Origin of the sequence: Streptomyces populi, assembly GCF_002911015.1 — a bacterium.
GTDB lineage: Bacteria > Actinomycetota > Actinomycetes > Streptomycetales > Streptomycetaceae > Streptomyces > Streptomyces populi.
The window spans coordinates 1-14,252 of the sequence record NZ_KZ626858.1 but is presented as its reverse complement, the minus strand read 5'-3'; the positions used below and the strand labels follow the sequence as shown (position 1 = coordinate 14,252).

Annotated in this window: 13 protein-coding genes and 1 riboswitch; of the genes, 6 read left to right on the top strand and 7 right to left on the bottom strand. The window is 72.3% G+C overall.

Going from position 1 to position 14,252, the window contains the following annotated elements:
* Nucleotides 1-54: 54 nt before the first annotated feature.
* The 3 genes from CW362_RS12590 to CW362_RS12580 form a co-directional block, all read right to left on the bottom strand.
* Nucleotides 55-759, bottom strand: a complete 705-nt coding sequence (locus CW362_RS12590; protein WP_103549504.1) for a response regulator — start codon at nucleotides 757-759, stop codon at nucleotides 55-57.
* Nucleotides 760-928: 169 nt separating this feature from the next.
* Nucleotides 929-1,585, bottom strand: a complete 657-nt coding sequence (locus tag CW362_RS12585; RefSeq protein WP_103549503.1) for a CBS domain-containing protein — start codon at nucleotides 1,583-1,585, stop codon at nucleotides 929-931.
* 50 nt (nucleotides 1,586-1,635) lie between these two features.
* Nucleotides 1,636-2,100, bottom strand: coding sequence for a cyclic nucleotide-binding domain-containing protein (locus tag CW362_RS12580; protein WP_103549502.1), 465 nt, complete (start codon nucleotides 2,098-2,100; stop codon nucleotides 1,636-1,638).
* Nucleotides 2,101-2,392: 292 nt separating this feature from the next.
* Between CW362_RS12580 and CW362_RS12575 the strand changes: the two genes are divergently transcribed.
* Nucleotides 2,393-3,277, top strand: coding sequence for a universal stress protein (locus CW362_RS12575; protein WP_103549501.1), 885 nt, complete (start codon nucleotides 2,393-2,395; stop codon nucleotides 3,275-3,277).
* Between the two features lie 289 nt (nucleotides 3,278-3,566).
* Here CW362_RS12575 and CW362_RS12570 read toward each other — a convergent pair whose 3' ends face one another.
* Nucleotides 3,567-4,151, bottom strand: coding sequence for an Rv1733c family protein (locus CW362_RS12570; protein WP_103549500.1), 585 nt, complete (start codon nucleotides 4,149-4,151; stop codon nucleotides 3,567-3,569).
* Between the two features lie 268 nt (nucleotides 4,152-4,419).
* Here CW362_RS12570 and CW362_RS12565 point away from each other — a divergent pair, with 268 nt between their 5' ends.
* From CW362_RS12565 to pflA, 4 genes are all read left to right on the top strand, one after another.
* A complete protein-coding gene (locus CW362_RS12565) occupies nucleotides 4,420-5,187 on the top strand; it encodes a helix-turn-helix domain-containing protein (protein ID WP_240657764.1) in 768 nt (255 codons plus the stop codon).
* 220 nt (nucleotides 5,188-5,407) lie between these two features.
* Nucleotides 5,408-5,848 (top strand): pyridoxamine 5'-phosphate oxidase family protein, encoded by a 441-nt coding sequence (locus CW362_RS12560; RefSeq protein WP_103549499.1) that lies wholly within the window; start codon nucleotides 5,408-5,410, stop codon nucleotides 5,846-5,848.
* A gap of 157 nt (nucleotides 5,849-6,005) precedes the next feature.
* Nucleotides 6,006-8,279 carry a formate C-acetyltransferase gene (gene pflB, locus CW362_RS12555; protein ID WP_103549498.1) on the top strand — a complete coding sequence of 758 codons (2,274 nt, stop codon included), beginning with the start codon at nucleotides 6,006-6,008 and terminating at the stop codon, nucleotides 8,277-8,279.
* Nucleotides 8,276-9,013 (top strand): pyruvate formate-lyase-activating protein, encoded by a 738-nt coding sequence (pflA, locus tag CW362_RS12550; RefSeq protein ID WP_103549497.1) that lies wholly within the window; start codon nucleotides 8,276-8,278, stop codon nucleotides 9,011-9,013. Before pflB ends, pflA begins: the two co-directional genes overlap by 4 nt.
* Nucleotides 9,014-9,087: 74 nt before the next feature.
* Here pflA and gndA read toward each other — a convergent pair whose 3' ends face one another.
* The 3 genes from gndA to CW362_RS12535 form a co-directional block, all read right to left on the bottom strand.
* Complete coding sequence (gene gndA / locus CW362_RS12545; protein ID WP_103549496.1) at nucleotides 9,088-10,530, bottom strand: NADP-dependent phosphogluconate dehydrogenase; 1,443 nt, start codon at nucleotides 10,528-10,530, stop codon at nucleotides 9,088-9,090.
* Between the two features lie 198 nt (nucleotides 10,531-10,728).
* Nucleotides 10,729-11,526, bottom strand: coding sequence for a bifunctional hydroxymethylpyrimidine kinase/phosphomethylpyrimidine kinase (gene thiD, locus CW362_RS12540; protein ID WP_103549495.1), 798 nt, complete (start codon nucleotides 11,524-11,526; stop codon nucleotides 10,729-10,731).
* A gap of 67 nt (nucleotides 11,527-11,593) precedes the next feature.
* A complete protein-coding gene (locus tag CW362_RS12535) occupies nucleotides 11,594-12,994 on the bottom strand; it encodes a purine-cytosine permease family protein (protein ID WP_103549494.1) in 1,401 nt (466 codons plus the stop codon).
* A riboswitch (TPP riboswitch) is annotated at nucleotides 12,986-13,079 on the bottom strand. (Overlaps the previous gene by 9 nt.)
* A 283-nt stretch (nucleotides 13,080-13,362) precedes the next feature.
* Here CW362_RS12535 and CW362_RS12530 point away from each other — a divergent pair.
* Nucleotides 13,363-14,184: an alpha/beta fold hydrolase gene (locus tag CW362_RS12530; RefSeq protein ID WP_103549493.1), complete on the top strand. Its 822-nt coding sequence runs from the start codon at nucleotides 13,363-13,365 to the stop codon at nucleotides 14,182-14,184.
* Nucleotides 14,185-14,252: the final 68 nt, after the last annotated feature.

Genomic DNA, 14,252 nt, shown 5'->3' with positions numbered 1-14,252 from the left:
GGTGGGGGCCCGGGGCCGGACCCGGGCCGCCGGGCTCCCGGCCCCGGAAGGGGCTCAGCGCGCGGAGTGGTGGCCGGCCGTCTCCGGGTGCTCGAGCTGGTTGGCCAGCACCGCGGCCTGGACGCGGCGCTGGACGCCGAGCTTGGCCAGCAGCCGTGAGATGTGGTTCTTCACGGTCTTCTCGGACAGGTAGAGCTCCTTGCCGATCTCACGGTTCGTGAGCCCGTCCCCGATCAGCGCGAGGATGTCCCGCTCGCGCGGCGAGAGGCCGGCGAGCTCCTGCGAGAGGGGCGGCTCCTCGGCCGGGTCCGTGCGCAGCTTGCGCATCAGCCGGGCGGTCGTCGTCGGGTCCAGCATCGACTGGCCGGAGGCGACGGTACGGACCGCCGAGATCAGGTCGGACCCCTTGATCTGCTTCAGCACGTAACCCGCCGCACCGGCCATGATCGCGTCGAGCAGCGCCTCCTCGTCGTCGAACGACGTCAGCATCAGGCAGGACAGTTCGGGCATCTGGCTGCGCAGCTCCCGGCAGACGGTGATGCCGTCGCCGTCCGGCAGACGTACGTCGAGGACCGCCACGTCGGGGCGCAGCGCGGGACCGCGCACCAGGGCGTGCTCGACGCTGTCCGCGTCGCCGACCACCGAGATGTCGGGCTCGGCGTCCAGGAGGTCCGTCAGACCACGGCGCACCACCTCGTGGTCGTCCAGCAGGAAGACCCTGATCGGGTTCTGCTCGGAGAACGTACGCGCCTCGGTCATGACGACCCCTTGTTCAGTAATGGACCACGCACTGTGGGCCCCCTAGGGTCGATCATCACTCTTCCGATCCGGATGCACTAGGGCCGACCGGCCCATACGAGCCCGCTCCCGTTTCGCTTTTGTGTACTTTGTGCCTGTTTGAACGCCGGGGGCGATGGACGGTCCACGGCTATGGGCGGCCTTCCGGGCCCGTGAGGTCGAAGCCCACGTCCACCACTCCTTCGACGCCCCGCGCCAGCCGGGCGGCCACCGGCACCAGCGTGGTGTCGCGGACGCGCCCGGACAGGGTGACGACACCGTCCCGCACCTCGACGCGGACCGCCGCGGGCGACGCGTGGAACAGGCGGGCCACGACCTCCCGGCGGACCTCCTCGGCGATGTCCTCGTCGCCGCGCAGGAACACCTTGAGGAGATCGCCGCGGCTGACGACGCCCTCGAGGCCGCCGAGCTCGTCGACGACGGGCAGCCGTTTGACCTTCGCGCGCGCCATGACACGGGCGGCCTGTGCCAGGGTCGCGTTCGCCCGCACGGTGACCGCCGGGGACGTCATCAGGTCCTCGGCGGTCACCCCGCCGGCCTTGGCGAGATCGCCCAGCCGCCGCAGCTGCGTACGCCGGTCGGGGTCGTGGTCGCGGAACTCCTCCTTGGGCAGCAGATCGGCCTCGGAGACCACCCCGATCACCCGGCTCTCGCCCTCCACGACGGGCAGGGCGCTGATCCGCCACTGCTCCATCAGCCGCACGATCTCCTTGAACCCGGCCCCACGGCCGATGGCGGCGACCGTGTGGGTCATCACGTCGCTCACGATGTGCGGACTGCCGTTCACGGTGACTCCTCGGTCGGTTCCGACGGCGGCCGTCGGCGTGACGGGCGCGGTCAGCGCGCGATGCCGCTGCCGTAGGGGGCGTACAGGTCGAGCAGCCGGGTCCGGGCCGACTGGAGCCGGTGGGCGACGATCCGGCCGGCCCACTGGGCCACGGCCATGCCGAGCGAGGGATCGTTCTCGCACATGGCCCGGACCTCCTCGGCGTCGAACTCGTAGGCACGCACCGGGCTCGTCGCCTCGGCACCCAGATGCCAGACGTGCGGGGCGAACAGCCAGGACCAGCCGACGAGTTCGTTGTGGCCGAGGGTCTCGATGACGGCCGGGCGGCGGCCCGGGACCCGCAGGTCGAGGGCCACGGTCCCGGTCCGGACGATCCAGAACCGGCCCGCGCGGCCGCCTTCCTCGAACAGCCGGGCGCCCTCGGGGAACGACACCTCGTGGGCCACGCGCAACAACTGTTCCCGGTGCTGGGCGGGCAGCGCCCGCAGCATGGTGGATGTGGTGGAAGCGTTCATGATCCTGCCTCTCCCTGGCGCTCGGCCCTTCCCTCTCGAATCTCCGCCCGCGGTGCGCCCGCCGCCATGGGCCGTCCGGCCCCGGTCGCGAGCCGCATGGCACCCGTCGGCAAGGACGGCCACGGCACGGCCGTCGGCGGCCCCTGCCGTGCGGACGACCGGCGTCGTCCTCCTGGAGGCGTGAAGTCCCTTGCCACATGGGCCGGTTGGTCCCTACGGAGGACCAGCGGCCCCTCCTCCGGCGCCCGTGCGGACACGAGACTGATCACGCATCCCCCAAGGAGGTCACCAGATGTCCCGCACCATCGTCGTCGGTCTGGACGGCTCGTCCGAGAGCCTCGCCGCAGCCGAGTGGGCAGCCCGTGAGGCCCGGCGCACGGACGCCCGGCTGCATCTCGTGCACGCCTGGCTGTGGCATCCCTACGTCTACGGTCCGTTGGCCGGTGTCTCGGTCCCGCCGCCGTCGGAGGACCCGCAGCGTGAATGGGCGGAGCGCCTGCCGGGCGAGACCGCGGACAAGCTCGTCGAGGACCACCCCGGTCTGTCCGTCACGGCCGAGCGTGTCGCCGAGCAGCCCGTCACCGCGCTGCTGGCCGCCGCCGAGGGCGCCGAGCTGCTGGTGCTCGGGTCCAGGGGCCTCGGTACGGTCGCCGGTTTCCTGACCGGATCCGTCGGGCAGGCCGTGGTGGCCCGGAGCCGGACGCCGGTCGTGCTCGTACGGGCCGACGTGCCGCCCGCGGGGACGGCCGGGCACGAGGAGGTCGTCCTCGGACTCGACCTGGAGCACCCGGACGCCTCCGTGATCGAGTTCGCCTTCCGCGCCGCGGCCCGCCGGGCGACGGACCTGCACGTCGTCCACGGCTGGAGCCTGCCGCCGTACTACGGCTACAGCGGAGCCCTCGACGCCGGGGTCGACGAGGAGCTGCTCACCGAGGCACAGGGGCAGCTGACCGAGGTCCTGACCCACTGGCGGGAGAAGTTCCCCGCCGTCGAGGTGCGCGAGCAGGCCGTGATCGGCGGTGCAGGTCCCCATCTCGTGGAGGCCTCGCGGAACGCCTCGCTGGTCGTGGTCGGCCGCCGCAACCGGCAGTCCCCGGTCGGCAGTCATGTCGGTCCGGTGACACAAGCGGTGCTGCACCATTCCACCGCACCGGTCGCGGTGGTCCCGCACGACTGACCGCTCGGTCACCGGTACGCGACGAGGGCCCCGGGGTGGTTCCCGGGGTTCTTCGCGTCCCGGGCACCAGGGCCGCCCGATCCGTCGGCCCACTGCCTGATCCGTCGGCCCACCGGCCGACCGGTCCTCCGGGACCACCGTCCTCAGGGTCCCCGGGTCCTCCGGCTCTCAGGGGCTCCGGGGCCACCGGCCCTCAGGGCCCCGGGTTCCCCGGCCTTCCGGTACCGCCGGTCCTGCGGCCCTCCGGGACGTCCGGTCCTGTGGACCCGGCCGGTCGCCGTCCGGGATGTCACGGGGTCTTGTGCCCCCACTGCGGGCCGAGCCGTTCCCACTCGCGCTCCCACCGGTCGTAGCGCCGCTGGTCGAGGCGCCACCGGACGAGGCCGCCGAAACCGAAGACCAGGCCGCCCAGGGCCATGCCGGCGCCGACGCCCAGCAGGCTGGACTCGGTGGCCGCCGCGCTTCCGGTCGGAGGCGCCGTCGTCGGGAGGTCCCGCGCGTCCAGCCAGATCATCACGTGCGATCCGGCCTTGTGCCCGGACTCCACCAGGGCGCTGCCGACCCGGGGCGACCCGTCCGACGCCGTCCACCGGACCGTCGCCCGGACATGGTCGTAGACCGCGCTCTCCCCGGCGGGTACCGCCGATCCCGTACCGACGACCAGGACGGCCGGGACGGCGTGCCGGTCGTGGCGCAGCCGCGTGAAGGACGCCTCGGCGGCGTGGGCCGTCACCAGACCGGCGACGGTGCCGCCCAGCACCATCACCGTCCAGACGATCAGCACGATCCACGCCTCGAAGACGTCGTCACGGCGACGCAGCGGATTCCTCCGCCAGCGCCAGCACCACTGCCTCGCACCCTGTGCTCCGCGCATGGCACCGCACCTCCTCGCTACACCCCAACAGTGCAAGCGGATCGCGGCGCGCGCGAGCGGTGGAGGGGGACGTCCGGTCCCGCCACGAGGACCGAACGGCCCATGTGTGGGGCATCTGCCCCGGTCAGGATGGATATGAGAGGTCGAACAGCATGCTGAACGGACCGCCGTCGAGGCACTGTCCGTCCTGGCCGTCGGGCGCTCCGCAGGTCGGGACGTCCTGTCGGCAGGAAGTCGGCAGGAAATGGCCGGAAGGAAGTGAAGGGGCATGTCCGAGCAGACACGAGGCCTCATGTCCGAAGGGGCGCCGCAGGCGACGCACAGCGGGATTCCGAGCGGGACGGACTCGCCGCGCGAGTACTCGGGCACGACGTCCGGGGCCGGGACGACGGCCGTGACGGGAGACGTCGGGCGGCGCATCGCCGCGCGGCGCGAGGAGCTCGGCCTGTCCCAGGAGGACGCGGCCGTCCGCGCGGGCGTCGCCGTCGGCTACCTCCGGTACCTGGAGCGCCGGCCCACCGCGGCGCCCGGGGCGAGCGCCCTGATCCGGCTCGCGGACGCCCTGGGCACCAGCGTCGCCGCGCTGCACGGCGGCGACGTCGAGCTGCCGCCGGGCATCGGCCGGGCCGCGGCCCACTCCGAACTGGTCGAACTCGATCCCGAGGAGTGCCGGGCGCGGCTGTCGACGCACGGCGTCGGGAGGATCGCCCTCGACACCCCTGAGGGGCTCGCGGTCCTTCCCGTCAACTACAGCGTCGTCGACGGGTCGGTCTCCTTCAGGACGGCGCCCGGTTCGGCACCCGCCACGGCGGTCGGAGCCCGTGTCGCCTTCGAGGTGGACCACATCGACGAGGCCCTCAGCCAGGGCTGGAGCGTGCTCGTCCGGGGACGCGGGCGGGCCGTGACCGGTGCCGACGCCGTGCGGCGGCTCGACGCCCTCGCCCACAGCCGGCCCTGGGCCGGTGACGTGGAGCGCGACCTGTGGGTGCGCGTCGACGAGGAAGGGATCTCCGGCCGCCGGATCGCCGTGCGGTGACGCGGGCGCCGGGCCGGCGGCCCGGAGGCGGTCGTCGGAAAGCGGCGGCCGGGAAGCGGTCGCCGGGAAGCGGCCACTCTCCGTCCGGCCGGGACCAATGGGCCCTGTACCCCCTGCGCCGGCCGCCGGAATCTGAACCGTATGTCGCTGTACCGCTGTACCGCTGTACCGCTGTGCCGCACTGCTGTGCCGCCCCGACGCGTGAGAGTTGGCTCCGGTGATGAATCCCAACGACGGCTTTCGTGAACTCGGCCGGCAGGAGTGCCTGGACCGGCTCGGCGGCGCTCCCATCGGCAGGGTGGTCCACACGCGGAACGCCCTGCCCGCGGTCGTGCCGGTCAACTTCGGTCTCGACGGTGAGTCCGCCGTCGTGCTGCGGACGTCGGCCGACTCGGAACTGGCCCGCTCCATCGACGGCGTGGTGGTGGCGTTCGAGGCCGACGCGGTGGACGCGGCCGCGCACTCCGGCTGGAGCGTGGTCGTGACGGGCCACGCCCTGGTGGTGAGCGACCCCGCCGAGCACGATCACCTCATCCGGACGGGGCCCCGTTCCTGGGTGGCCTCGCCCCGCGACGTCTTCATCCGGATCGCGTCCGAACTGGTCACCGGCCGCGAACTCGTGGGAGGCCGCACGCTGTACGGCGTCGAACTGCCCCTGTGAGGCGCAGGAGGCCGAACGGCCCTACCCGGCCGAGGGCTTTCGGCGTGAACGCCGGTGCTGTCCGGCCCTCGCCGGGGCCGGCCCGGACGACAAGGATCGAAGACGCGGAAGGCGCGGAAGCGCCGAACACCTGGACACTGTGCGAGGGAGACCGGCAATGACCACAACGGTGGCGGCCGAGGGCCGGGAGACCGAGGGCCGGACGGCCGAGGCGTGGCAGGGCTTCGCCGGAACGGCATGGCGCGAGCGCGTCGACGTCCGCGACTTCATCCAGGCCAACTACACGCCCTACGAGGGGGACGCCACCTTCCTGGCCGGCCCGACGGAGCGAACCCGGGCCGTCTGGGGCAAGGTCAGCGCGCTCTTCCCCGAGGAGCGGAGGAAGGGGATCCTCGACGTCGACACCGCGACCCCGTCCACGATCACCTCGCACGCCCCCGGATACATCGACCGCGAGCGGGAGCTGATCGTCGGCCTCCAGACCGACGCTCCGCTGAAGCGCGCCATCATGCCGGGCGGCGGTCTGCGCATGGTCGAGAACGGACTGAAGGCGTACGGCTACGAGCCCGACGAATTCGTCACCCGCGTCTTCGGGACCTACCGCAAGACCCACAACGACGGCGTCTTCGACGCGTACACTCCCGCGATGCGCGCCGCCCGCAAGGCCGGCATCATCACCGGCCTGCCCGACGCCTACGGCCGGGGCCGGATCATCGGCGACTACCGGCGCGTCGCCCTGTACGGCACCGACCGGCTCATCGCCGCCAAGCGCGCGGAACGCGCCGTCCTCGACGCGGCGCCCTCCACCGAGCACATCGTCCGCGACCGCGAGGAACTCGCCGAGCAGATCAAGGCGTTGGGTGAACTGACCCGGATGGCGGCGACGTACGGCTGTGACGTCTCCCGTCCCGCGGCCACCGCCCACGAGGCCGTGCAGTGGCTGTACCTGGGCTATCTCGCCGCCGTGAAGGAACAGAACGGCGCGGCGATGTCCCTGGGCCGCACCTCGACCTTCCTGGACGTCTACCTCCAGCGAGACCTGGCCGCCGGGGCCCTGGACGAGACCCGGGCCCAGGAACTGGTCGACGACTTCGTGATCAAGCTGCGCATCGTACGGTTCCTGCGCACTCCCGAGTACGACGCGCTGTTCTCCGGGGACCCGACCTGGGTCACGGAGTCCATCGGCGGCATCGGCGAGGACGGCCGTCCCCTGGTCACCCGCACCTCGTTCCGCTTCCTTCAGACCCTCTACAACCTGGGACCGGCCCCCGAGCCCAACCTCACCGTCTTCTGGTCGCCCCGGCTCCCCGCCGGTTTCAAGGAGTTCTGCGCCCAGGTCTCCATCGACACCAGCGCCGTCCAGTACGAGTCCGACGAACTCATGCGGCCCCGCACCGGTGACGACACCGCGATCGCCTGCTGCGTCTCCGCGATGGCGGTCGGCCGGCAGATGCAGTTCTTCGGCGCGCGGGTCAACCTCGCCAAGGCGCTGCTGTACGCGATCAACGGCGGCCGGGACGAGATGAGCGGCGAGCAGGTCGCTCCCGAGACCCCGGCCCTGGCGGGGGAGTACCTGGACCACGACGAACTGTCCAAGGCGTACGACGTCATGCTGGACTGGCTGGCCGAGACGTACGTCAACGCACTCAACGTCATCCACTACATGCACGACAAGTACGCCTACGAACGCATCGAGATGGCGCTCCACGACCACCCCGTGCACCGCTTCATGGCCTGCGGCATCGCCGGCCTCTCCGTCGCCGTCGACAGCCTGTCCGCCGTCAAGTACGCCCGGGTCAAGGTGATCCGGGACGAGACCGGCCTGGCCGTCGACTACGAGACCGAGGGCGACTACCCGGCGTACGGCAACAACGACGACCGGGCCGACTCCATCGCCGTCGCCCTGGTGGACTCCTTCATGAACAAGGTGCGCGAGCACCCCACCTACCGGGACGCCGAGCACACCCAGTCGGTGCTGACGATCACCTCGAACGTCGTCTACGGCAAGCACACCGGCAACACGCCCGACGGCCGCCGCGCGGGAGCGCCCTTCGCGCCCGGCGCGAACCCGATGAACGGCCGCGACCGGCACGGGGTCGCCGCCTCCGCGCTCTCCGTCGCCAAGCTGCCCTACGAGCACGCCCGCGACGGCATCTCCCTGACGACGACGATCACCCCGGAGGGACTCGGACACGTGCCCGCCGAGCGCGCCGGCCACCTCGTCGGCATCCTCGACGCCTACATGGCCTCCGGCGGCTTCCACATGAACGTCAACATCCTGGACCGGGCGACCCTGGAGGACGCGATGGAGCACCCGGACAAGTACCCGGAGCTGACCATCCGGGTCTCCGGCTACGCCGTCAACTTCGTCCGCCTGACCCGTGAGCAGCAGCTCGACGTCATCAGCCGCACCTTCCACGGAGCACTGTGAGGACGGCCACGACGGGCCGGATCCACTCCTGGGACCTGTCCACCGGTGTGGACGGTCCCGGGACCCGGTTCGTCCTCTTCGTCAACGGCTGCCCGCTGCGCTGCCTCTACTGCGCCAACCCCGACACCTGGCACATGCGCGACGGCAAGGAGGCCACCGTCGACGAGGTGATGGCGGAGATCGAGAAGTACCGGCCGTTCATCACCGCCGCCGGGGGAGGGGTGACCGTCACCGGCGGCGAGCCCCTGCTCCAGCCCGCCTTCACCGGAGAGGTACTGCGCCGCTGCAAGGAGGCCGGACTGCACACCGCCGTGGACACCTCCGGCTTCCTCGGCTCCCGCGCCGACGACCGGCTCCTCGCGGACACCGACCTGGTGCTGCTCGACATCAAGTCCTTCGACGTCGACGCCTACCGCAAGCTCACCGGCGGCGAACTCGCCCCGACGCTCAACTTCGCGACCCGGCTCGACCGCCTCGGCATCCCGGTGTGGATCCGCTACGTCCTCGTCCCCGGCCACACCGACGCCCCCGAGACCGTCGACGGACTCGCCCGGTTCCTCTCCGGGCTCGGGAACGTCGACCGCGTCGACGTCCTCCCGTTCCACAAGATGGGCGCCCCCAAGTACGAGGCCCTGGGCATCCCCTTCCCCCTGCGGGACAACCCCGTACCCGACCCCGCCCTGACCGAACGCGTCCGCGAACAGTTCAGGTCCCGGGGACTCGCCGCCCAGTGAGACACGGGAGCGGGCCGCGCGTCCCCCGCCGGGGTGTGCGGCCCGCTCCTCGCTCATGTGTCACCCGAGTGGGGTCACAGCATCTCGGTCTCGTCGCGGGACGGCTCGCCCCACAGTGTGTGGAAGCTGCCCTGGCGGTCGGTGCGCCGGTAGGTGTGGGCGCCGAAGAAGTCGCGCTGGCCCTGGGTGAGGGCGGCCGGCAGCCGGTCGGCGCGCAGGGTGTCGTAGTAGGACAGGGCCGCGGAGAACGCGGGTACCGGGACGCCTCTGCGGGTGGCGATGGAGACGACCTCGCGCCACGGCACCTGGGCGTCCTTGATCTCGGTGGCGAACCCCGCGTCGGACAGCAGGCTGACCAGGCCCGGGTCGACGGCGTACGCGGCCCGGATGCGGTCGAGGAATGCCGCGCGGATGATGCAGCCGCCGCGCCAGATCTTCGCCACCTCGCCGAGGTCGATGTCCCAGCCGTACTCGGCGGCGGCGTCCAGGATCATCTTCCAGCCCTGGTCGTAGGCGATCAGCTTCGAGGCGTACAGGGCGTGTTCGACCTGGCTGGTGAAGCGCTCGGCCTCGGTCCCCGACAGGTCCCAGTGAGTGCCGCCGGGCAGACCGCGGTAGGCGGCGCGCAGCCCGTCCTGGCTGGAGGCGGCCCGGGCGAAGGTCGCCTGCGCGATGGCGGTCACGGGGGAGCCGAGGTCCAGCGCGGTCTGCACGGTCCAGCGGCCGGTGCCCTTCTGCCCTGCGGCGTCCACCACGACGTCGACGAACGGCTCCCCGGTGGCGGCGTCCGTGTGCGCGAGGACCTCGGCGGTGATCTCGATCAGGTACGAGTCGAGGCGGCCCTTGTTCCAGCGCCGGAAGATCTCCGCGATCTGCGGCGGGGTGTAGCCGCCGACGCGGCGGAGCAGGTCGTAGGCCTCGCCGATCAGCTGCATGTCGGCGTACTCGATGCCGTTGTGCACCATCTTGACGAAGTGGCCGGCACCGTCCGTGCCGACGTGCGTGGCACAGGGCTCGCCGTCGACCTTGGCACTGATCGACTCGAACATCGGACCGAGCGAGGCGTACGACTCCGGGGAACCGCCGGGCATGATGCTCGGCCCGTTGAGGGCGCCCTCCTCGCCGCCTGACACACCCGCGCCGACGAAGTGGATGCCGCGCTCGCGCAGCGACTGTTCGCGGCGACGGGTGTCGGAGAAGTGGGCGTTGCCCCCGTCGATGATCATGTCACCGGTTTCGAGCAGCGGGGCGAACTCCTCGATGACGGCGTCGGTGGCGGCACCCGCCTGCACCATGATCATGAGGCGGCGGGGGCGCTCCAGCGCCGCCACGAAGTCCTCGGCCGACTCGGCCGCGACGAAGGCGCCCTCGTGCCCGAACTCCTCGACCAGTGCCTTGGTGCGCGCGGGCGTGCGGTTGTGGACGGCGACGGTGTAGCCGTTCCTGGCGAAGTTGCGGGCCAGATTGCGGCCCATCACCGCGAGCCCTGTGACGCCGATCTGCGCGGTCGCCTTCATGGTGTGCTCCTTGGATCCGGATCTGCCTGTCCGCGTACCTGACGGGAGAGCAGACGACTGTCGCTGTTCCGATCAGTACGCACGGGAGGGGCCGGGGTGTTCAGCGTCCGGGGCAGGAGCTGCGCGGGACCGCGGAACGGGTGTCCGGCGCCGGGCGGAGGAGGCCGCGCGGCGCCCCGGACCACGGCCTCGAGGGGGTCAGCCCTCCCGGCGCAGCCGCCATCCGTGGTCCACCGGTCCGATGCCGGCACCGAGCGCGAAACCGGCCTCGATCGCGGCGGTCACGTACTCCTTGGCCCGCCGTACGGCCTCCGGCACCTCGAGGCCCTCGGCCAGGCCCACCGCGACGGCCGAGGCGAGCGTGCACCCCGTACCGTGCGTGTGCCGGTTGTCGTGGCGCGGCGCGCGCAGCCAGTGCTCGGCGGTTCCGTCGGTGAGCAGGTCGACCGCCTCGCCGGGCAGGTGGCCGCCCTTCACCAGCACCCAGCGGGGACCGAACGCGAGCAGCAGTCCGGCGGCCCGGCGCATACCCGTCTCGCCGTCCACCTTCACCCCGGTGAGCTGGGCGACCTCGTCGAGGTTCGGGGTGGCCACGGTCGCCCGCGGCAGCAGCAGGGTCCGTACGGCGTCCAGCGCGTCGTCGGCCAGCAGCCGGTCCCCGTGCTTGGAGACGCTCACCGGGTCCACGACGACCGGGACGCCCACGTCGGACAGCAACTCGGCGACGGTGGCGACCAGTCCGGGCGACGAGAGCATCCCCGTCTTCACGGCCTGGACGCCGATGTCGTCGACCACGCTGCGGTACTGGGCCCGCACCGCTTCCTCCGGCAGTTCCCAAGCCCCCTGCACCCCCACGGAGTTCTGCGCGGTCACGGCGGTGAGCACGCTCATCCCGTGGGCGCCCAGCGCGAGCATGGTCTTCAGGTCGGCCTGGATCCCTGCGCCTCCACCGGAATCGGATCCGGCGACGGTCAGGACGCGGGGCGGTGCGGTCATGGGGGTGTTCCTCTCGGGTACGGCGCCGGGCCCGAGGGCCCGCGGCCGGTGGAGCGGCGGGCGGGCCTCAGGCGCGGCGGCGCAGCCGCAGCGGGGCGTAGAGGGCGAGGGCGACGAGGAACGCCACGTAGTACGAGAGGTCGGCGCCGTGCAGCGCGTCGGCCACCGGACCCACGTACAGGCCCGTGTCCATGAACGGCACGGCCGCGCCGAACGCCGCGACGAAGGCCACGAGCGAGGGCCATCCGGAGTGCGGACGTGCCATCTCGGCGGCGACGTCGACCGGGGCGCCCGCGCGCTCCCGCCCCCGGGCGATCCAGTCGACGACGACGATCGCGACGAACCCGGGGATCCAGTAGCCCACGAACAGCAGCACGTTCTGGAAGCGCGCGGTGGTGTCGGCCGCGTGCATCCACAGCACCAGCGGGAAGCCGAGCGCGGCGGCCAGGGCGGCCGCCGCCGGGCGCGGTATCCGGACCCCCAGGGTCTGTAGGGCCAGCGAACCGCTGTAGTCGTTCATGGCGTTGCTGCACACCGCGGCGAGCGCCACGGCCAGCAGCCCGAACGCGCCCGCGGCACCGCCGCCCAGCAGCGTGTCCACGCCCGCCGCCGTCTGGTCGGTCAGCACCGACGCGCCCCACAGCCCGAGGACCTGCACCGCGACGAAGGACGCGACGAGCCCGAGCAGGGTGCACCAGAACATCCGCGGACGGGACGTCGTGCGCGGCAGATAACGGCTGAAGTCACCGGCGTACGGCGCCCAGGACAGCGACAGGCTCAGCGCGATGGTGCTGGTGAGCACGAACGCGCCGACACGGTCGGCACCTGCGGCGGACCCGCTCGCCGCGGGGTGGACCCCGTCGAGCATCCGCCAGGCGATCACCGTGAAGGCCACGGCGAGCACGAACGTCATGACGGTCTGCAGACGGTGGATCGCTTCGTAGCCGAGCACGCCCAGGGCACCCTGGGCCGCCATCGTCACCAGCACGCCGAGCCAGAACGGCCAGCCGCACAGCCGTGCCAGCGCGTCCCCGCCGAACAGTCCGATCAACGCGTCCCAGGCGACCGAGGACAGCCACTGGAGCGTCCCGGGCAGCACCACCGCACGGCCGAACGCCAGCCGCGCGAGCGGGAGTTGACCGGTACCGGTGAGCCCGCCCCAGGTGCTGAGATAGGCGGTGGGCAGTGCGCCGAGCACGGTTCCGAGGACCACCGCCGTGAGGGCGGTGGTGAAGTCCAGCCCCAGCGCGATGCCGATGGTGCCGGTGAACACACCCGTCATCGTCAGGTTCGGGGCGAACCACACGGTGAACAGGCGCCCGGCCCCGCCGTACCGGTTGGTCTCGGGGACCGGCTCGATGCCGTGCCCCTCCACCCGCAGGTCGCCGGGTGCGGCGGGCATCCGTCCGTCGAAGACGGCGGGCCGGCCGTCGGCGGGCAGCCCGCCGGAAACATGCGCCGATGGCATGGAAGACATCCCTCCGCCAGTATGAACTGGTTCAGGTTCGACGGGTGTGATCTCAGCCCTGGGACGGGCACCCCGTGTCCGGTACGACGCACACCCTAACCGCTCCCGGGGACCGGTCGGGAGCGGGTCCCGCCGCCGGAACCCGTGCCCGGTCCCCGCGTACGGCACGGGCGCCGCCCCGGGCCGCCGCGCGCCGAACCCCGCGGGGCGTCCCGCCCACCGCGGTCACCCGCCCGGACCGGCGCCCGGCCGGACCGTTTCGCAGCGCGGCGGGTGCCGCCCCTCGGTACTGTCGGAAGGGATCGCCGCTCGCTCTCCGCTCCCGGGTTCCCGGACCCCGGTGGCCGGGCGGAAGGAGGCAGGGTGCCGTGACCGTGATCTCCCTGAAGTCCGCGCAGGTGCGGGAAGGGCTCACCCTTCCGTACGCCGACGCCGGCTACCCCGGTGGTACACCGGTCGTCTTCGTGCACGGTCTGGCCGACTCCTGGTGGTCCTTCGAACCCCTCCTGAGGCGCCTTCCGGCGTCCCTGCACGGTTACGCGCCCACCCAGCGCGGGCACGGCGACGCCGGCCGGCCCCCGGAGGGCTACACCCCCGACGACTTCGCCGCGGACCTGGTGGCCTTCCTGGACGCGGTCGACATCCCCCGTGCCGTCCTGGTCGGGGCGTCCAGCGGCGGAGTGCCGGCCCGCATCGTCGCCGGCAGCCACCCCGACCGCATCGCGGGTCTGGTGCTGCTCGGCGTCCCCGGCACCCTCGCGGACAAACCGGCCGTCACCAGGCTGGTGAAGGCCATGGAAGCCCTGCCCGATCCCGTGCCCCGCGCGTTCGTCGAGGACTTCCTGGCCGGCACGGTGGCCCGCCCGATCGCCCGGGGCTTCGTCGAGACCATGATCGAGGAGAACCTCAAACTTCCCGCGTACGTCTGGAAGGACACCGCCCGCGGTCTCCTCGACGCCGATCTCCGCGCGACCCTCGCGGGCATCCTGGTGCCCGCCCTCGTCATCTGGGGCGAACAGGACGAGTTCCTGCCCCGTGAGGACCAGCGGACCATCCTGGACGCCATTCACGGCGCCGACTTCCTCGCCTACCCGGGGGCCGGTCACTGCGTCCACTGGGAACAGCCCGAGCGCGTGGTCGCCGACCTCGCCGCGTTCGTCACGCGGATCGAGCACCCCGGAACGCGGTAAGGCGCTTTCTGCCCCTGCTCGACAGGTGAACGACGTTGTTCCCGAGGTGAGTTGGAAGAGATCCCTCG

Excerpts from the sequence above, each read along its gene's own strand:
- pflB (WP_103549498.1), top strand. The coding sequence starts at position 6,006 with ATGACCACAACGGTGGCGGCCGAGGGCCGGGAGACCGAGGGCCGGACG.
- CW362_RS12565 (WP_240657764.1), top strand. The coding sequence starts at position 4,420 with ATGTCCGAGCAGACACGAGGCCTCATGTCCGAAGGGGCGCCGCAGGCG.
- CW362_RS12570 (WP_103549500.1), bottom strand. The coding sequence starts at position 4,151 with ATGCGCGGAGCACAGGGTGCGAGGCAGTGGTGCTGGCGCTGGCGGAGG.
- CW362_RS12535 (WP_103549494.1), bottom strand. The coding sequence starts at position 12,994 with ATGCCATCGGCGCATGTTTCCGGCGGGCTGCCCGCCGACGGCCGGCCC.
- gndA (WP_103549496.1), bottom strand. The coding sequence starts at position 10,530 with ATGAAGGCGACCGCGCAGATCGGCGTCACAGGGCTCGCGGTGATGGGC.
- CW362_RS12580 (WP_103549502.1), bottom strand. The coding sequence starts at position 2,100 with ATGAACGCTTCCACCACATCCACCATGCTGCGGGCGCTGCCCGCCCAG.
- CW362_RS12590 (WP_103549504.1), bottom strand. The coding sequence starts at position 759 with ATGACCGAGGCGCGTACGTTCTCCGAGCAGAACCCGATCAGGGTCTTC.
- CW362_RS12575 (WP_103549501.1), top strand. The coding sequence starts at position 2,393 with ATGTCCCGCACCATCGTCGTCGGTCTGGACGGCTCGTCCGAGAGCCTC.
- CW362_RS12560 (WP_103549499.1), top strand. The coding sequence starts at position 5,408 with ATGAATCCCAACGACGGCTTTCGTGAACTCGGCCGGCAGGAGTGCCTG.
- thiD (WP_103549495.1), bottom strand. The coding sequence starts at position 11,526 with ATGACCGCACCGCCCCGCGTCCTGACCGTCGCCGGATCCGATTCCGGT.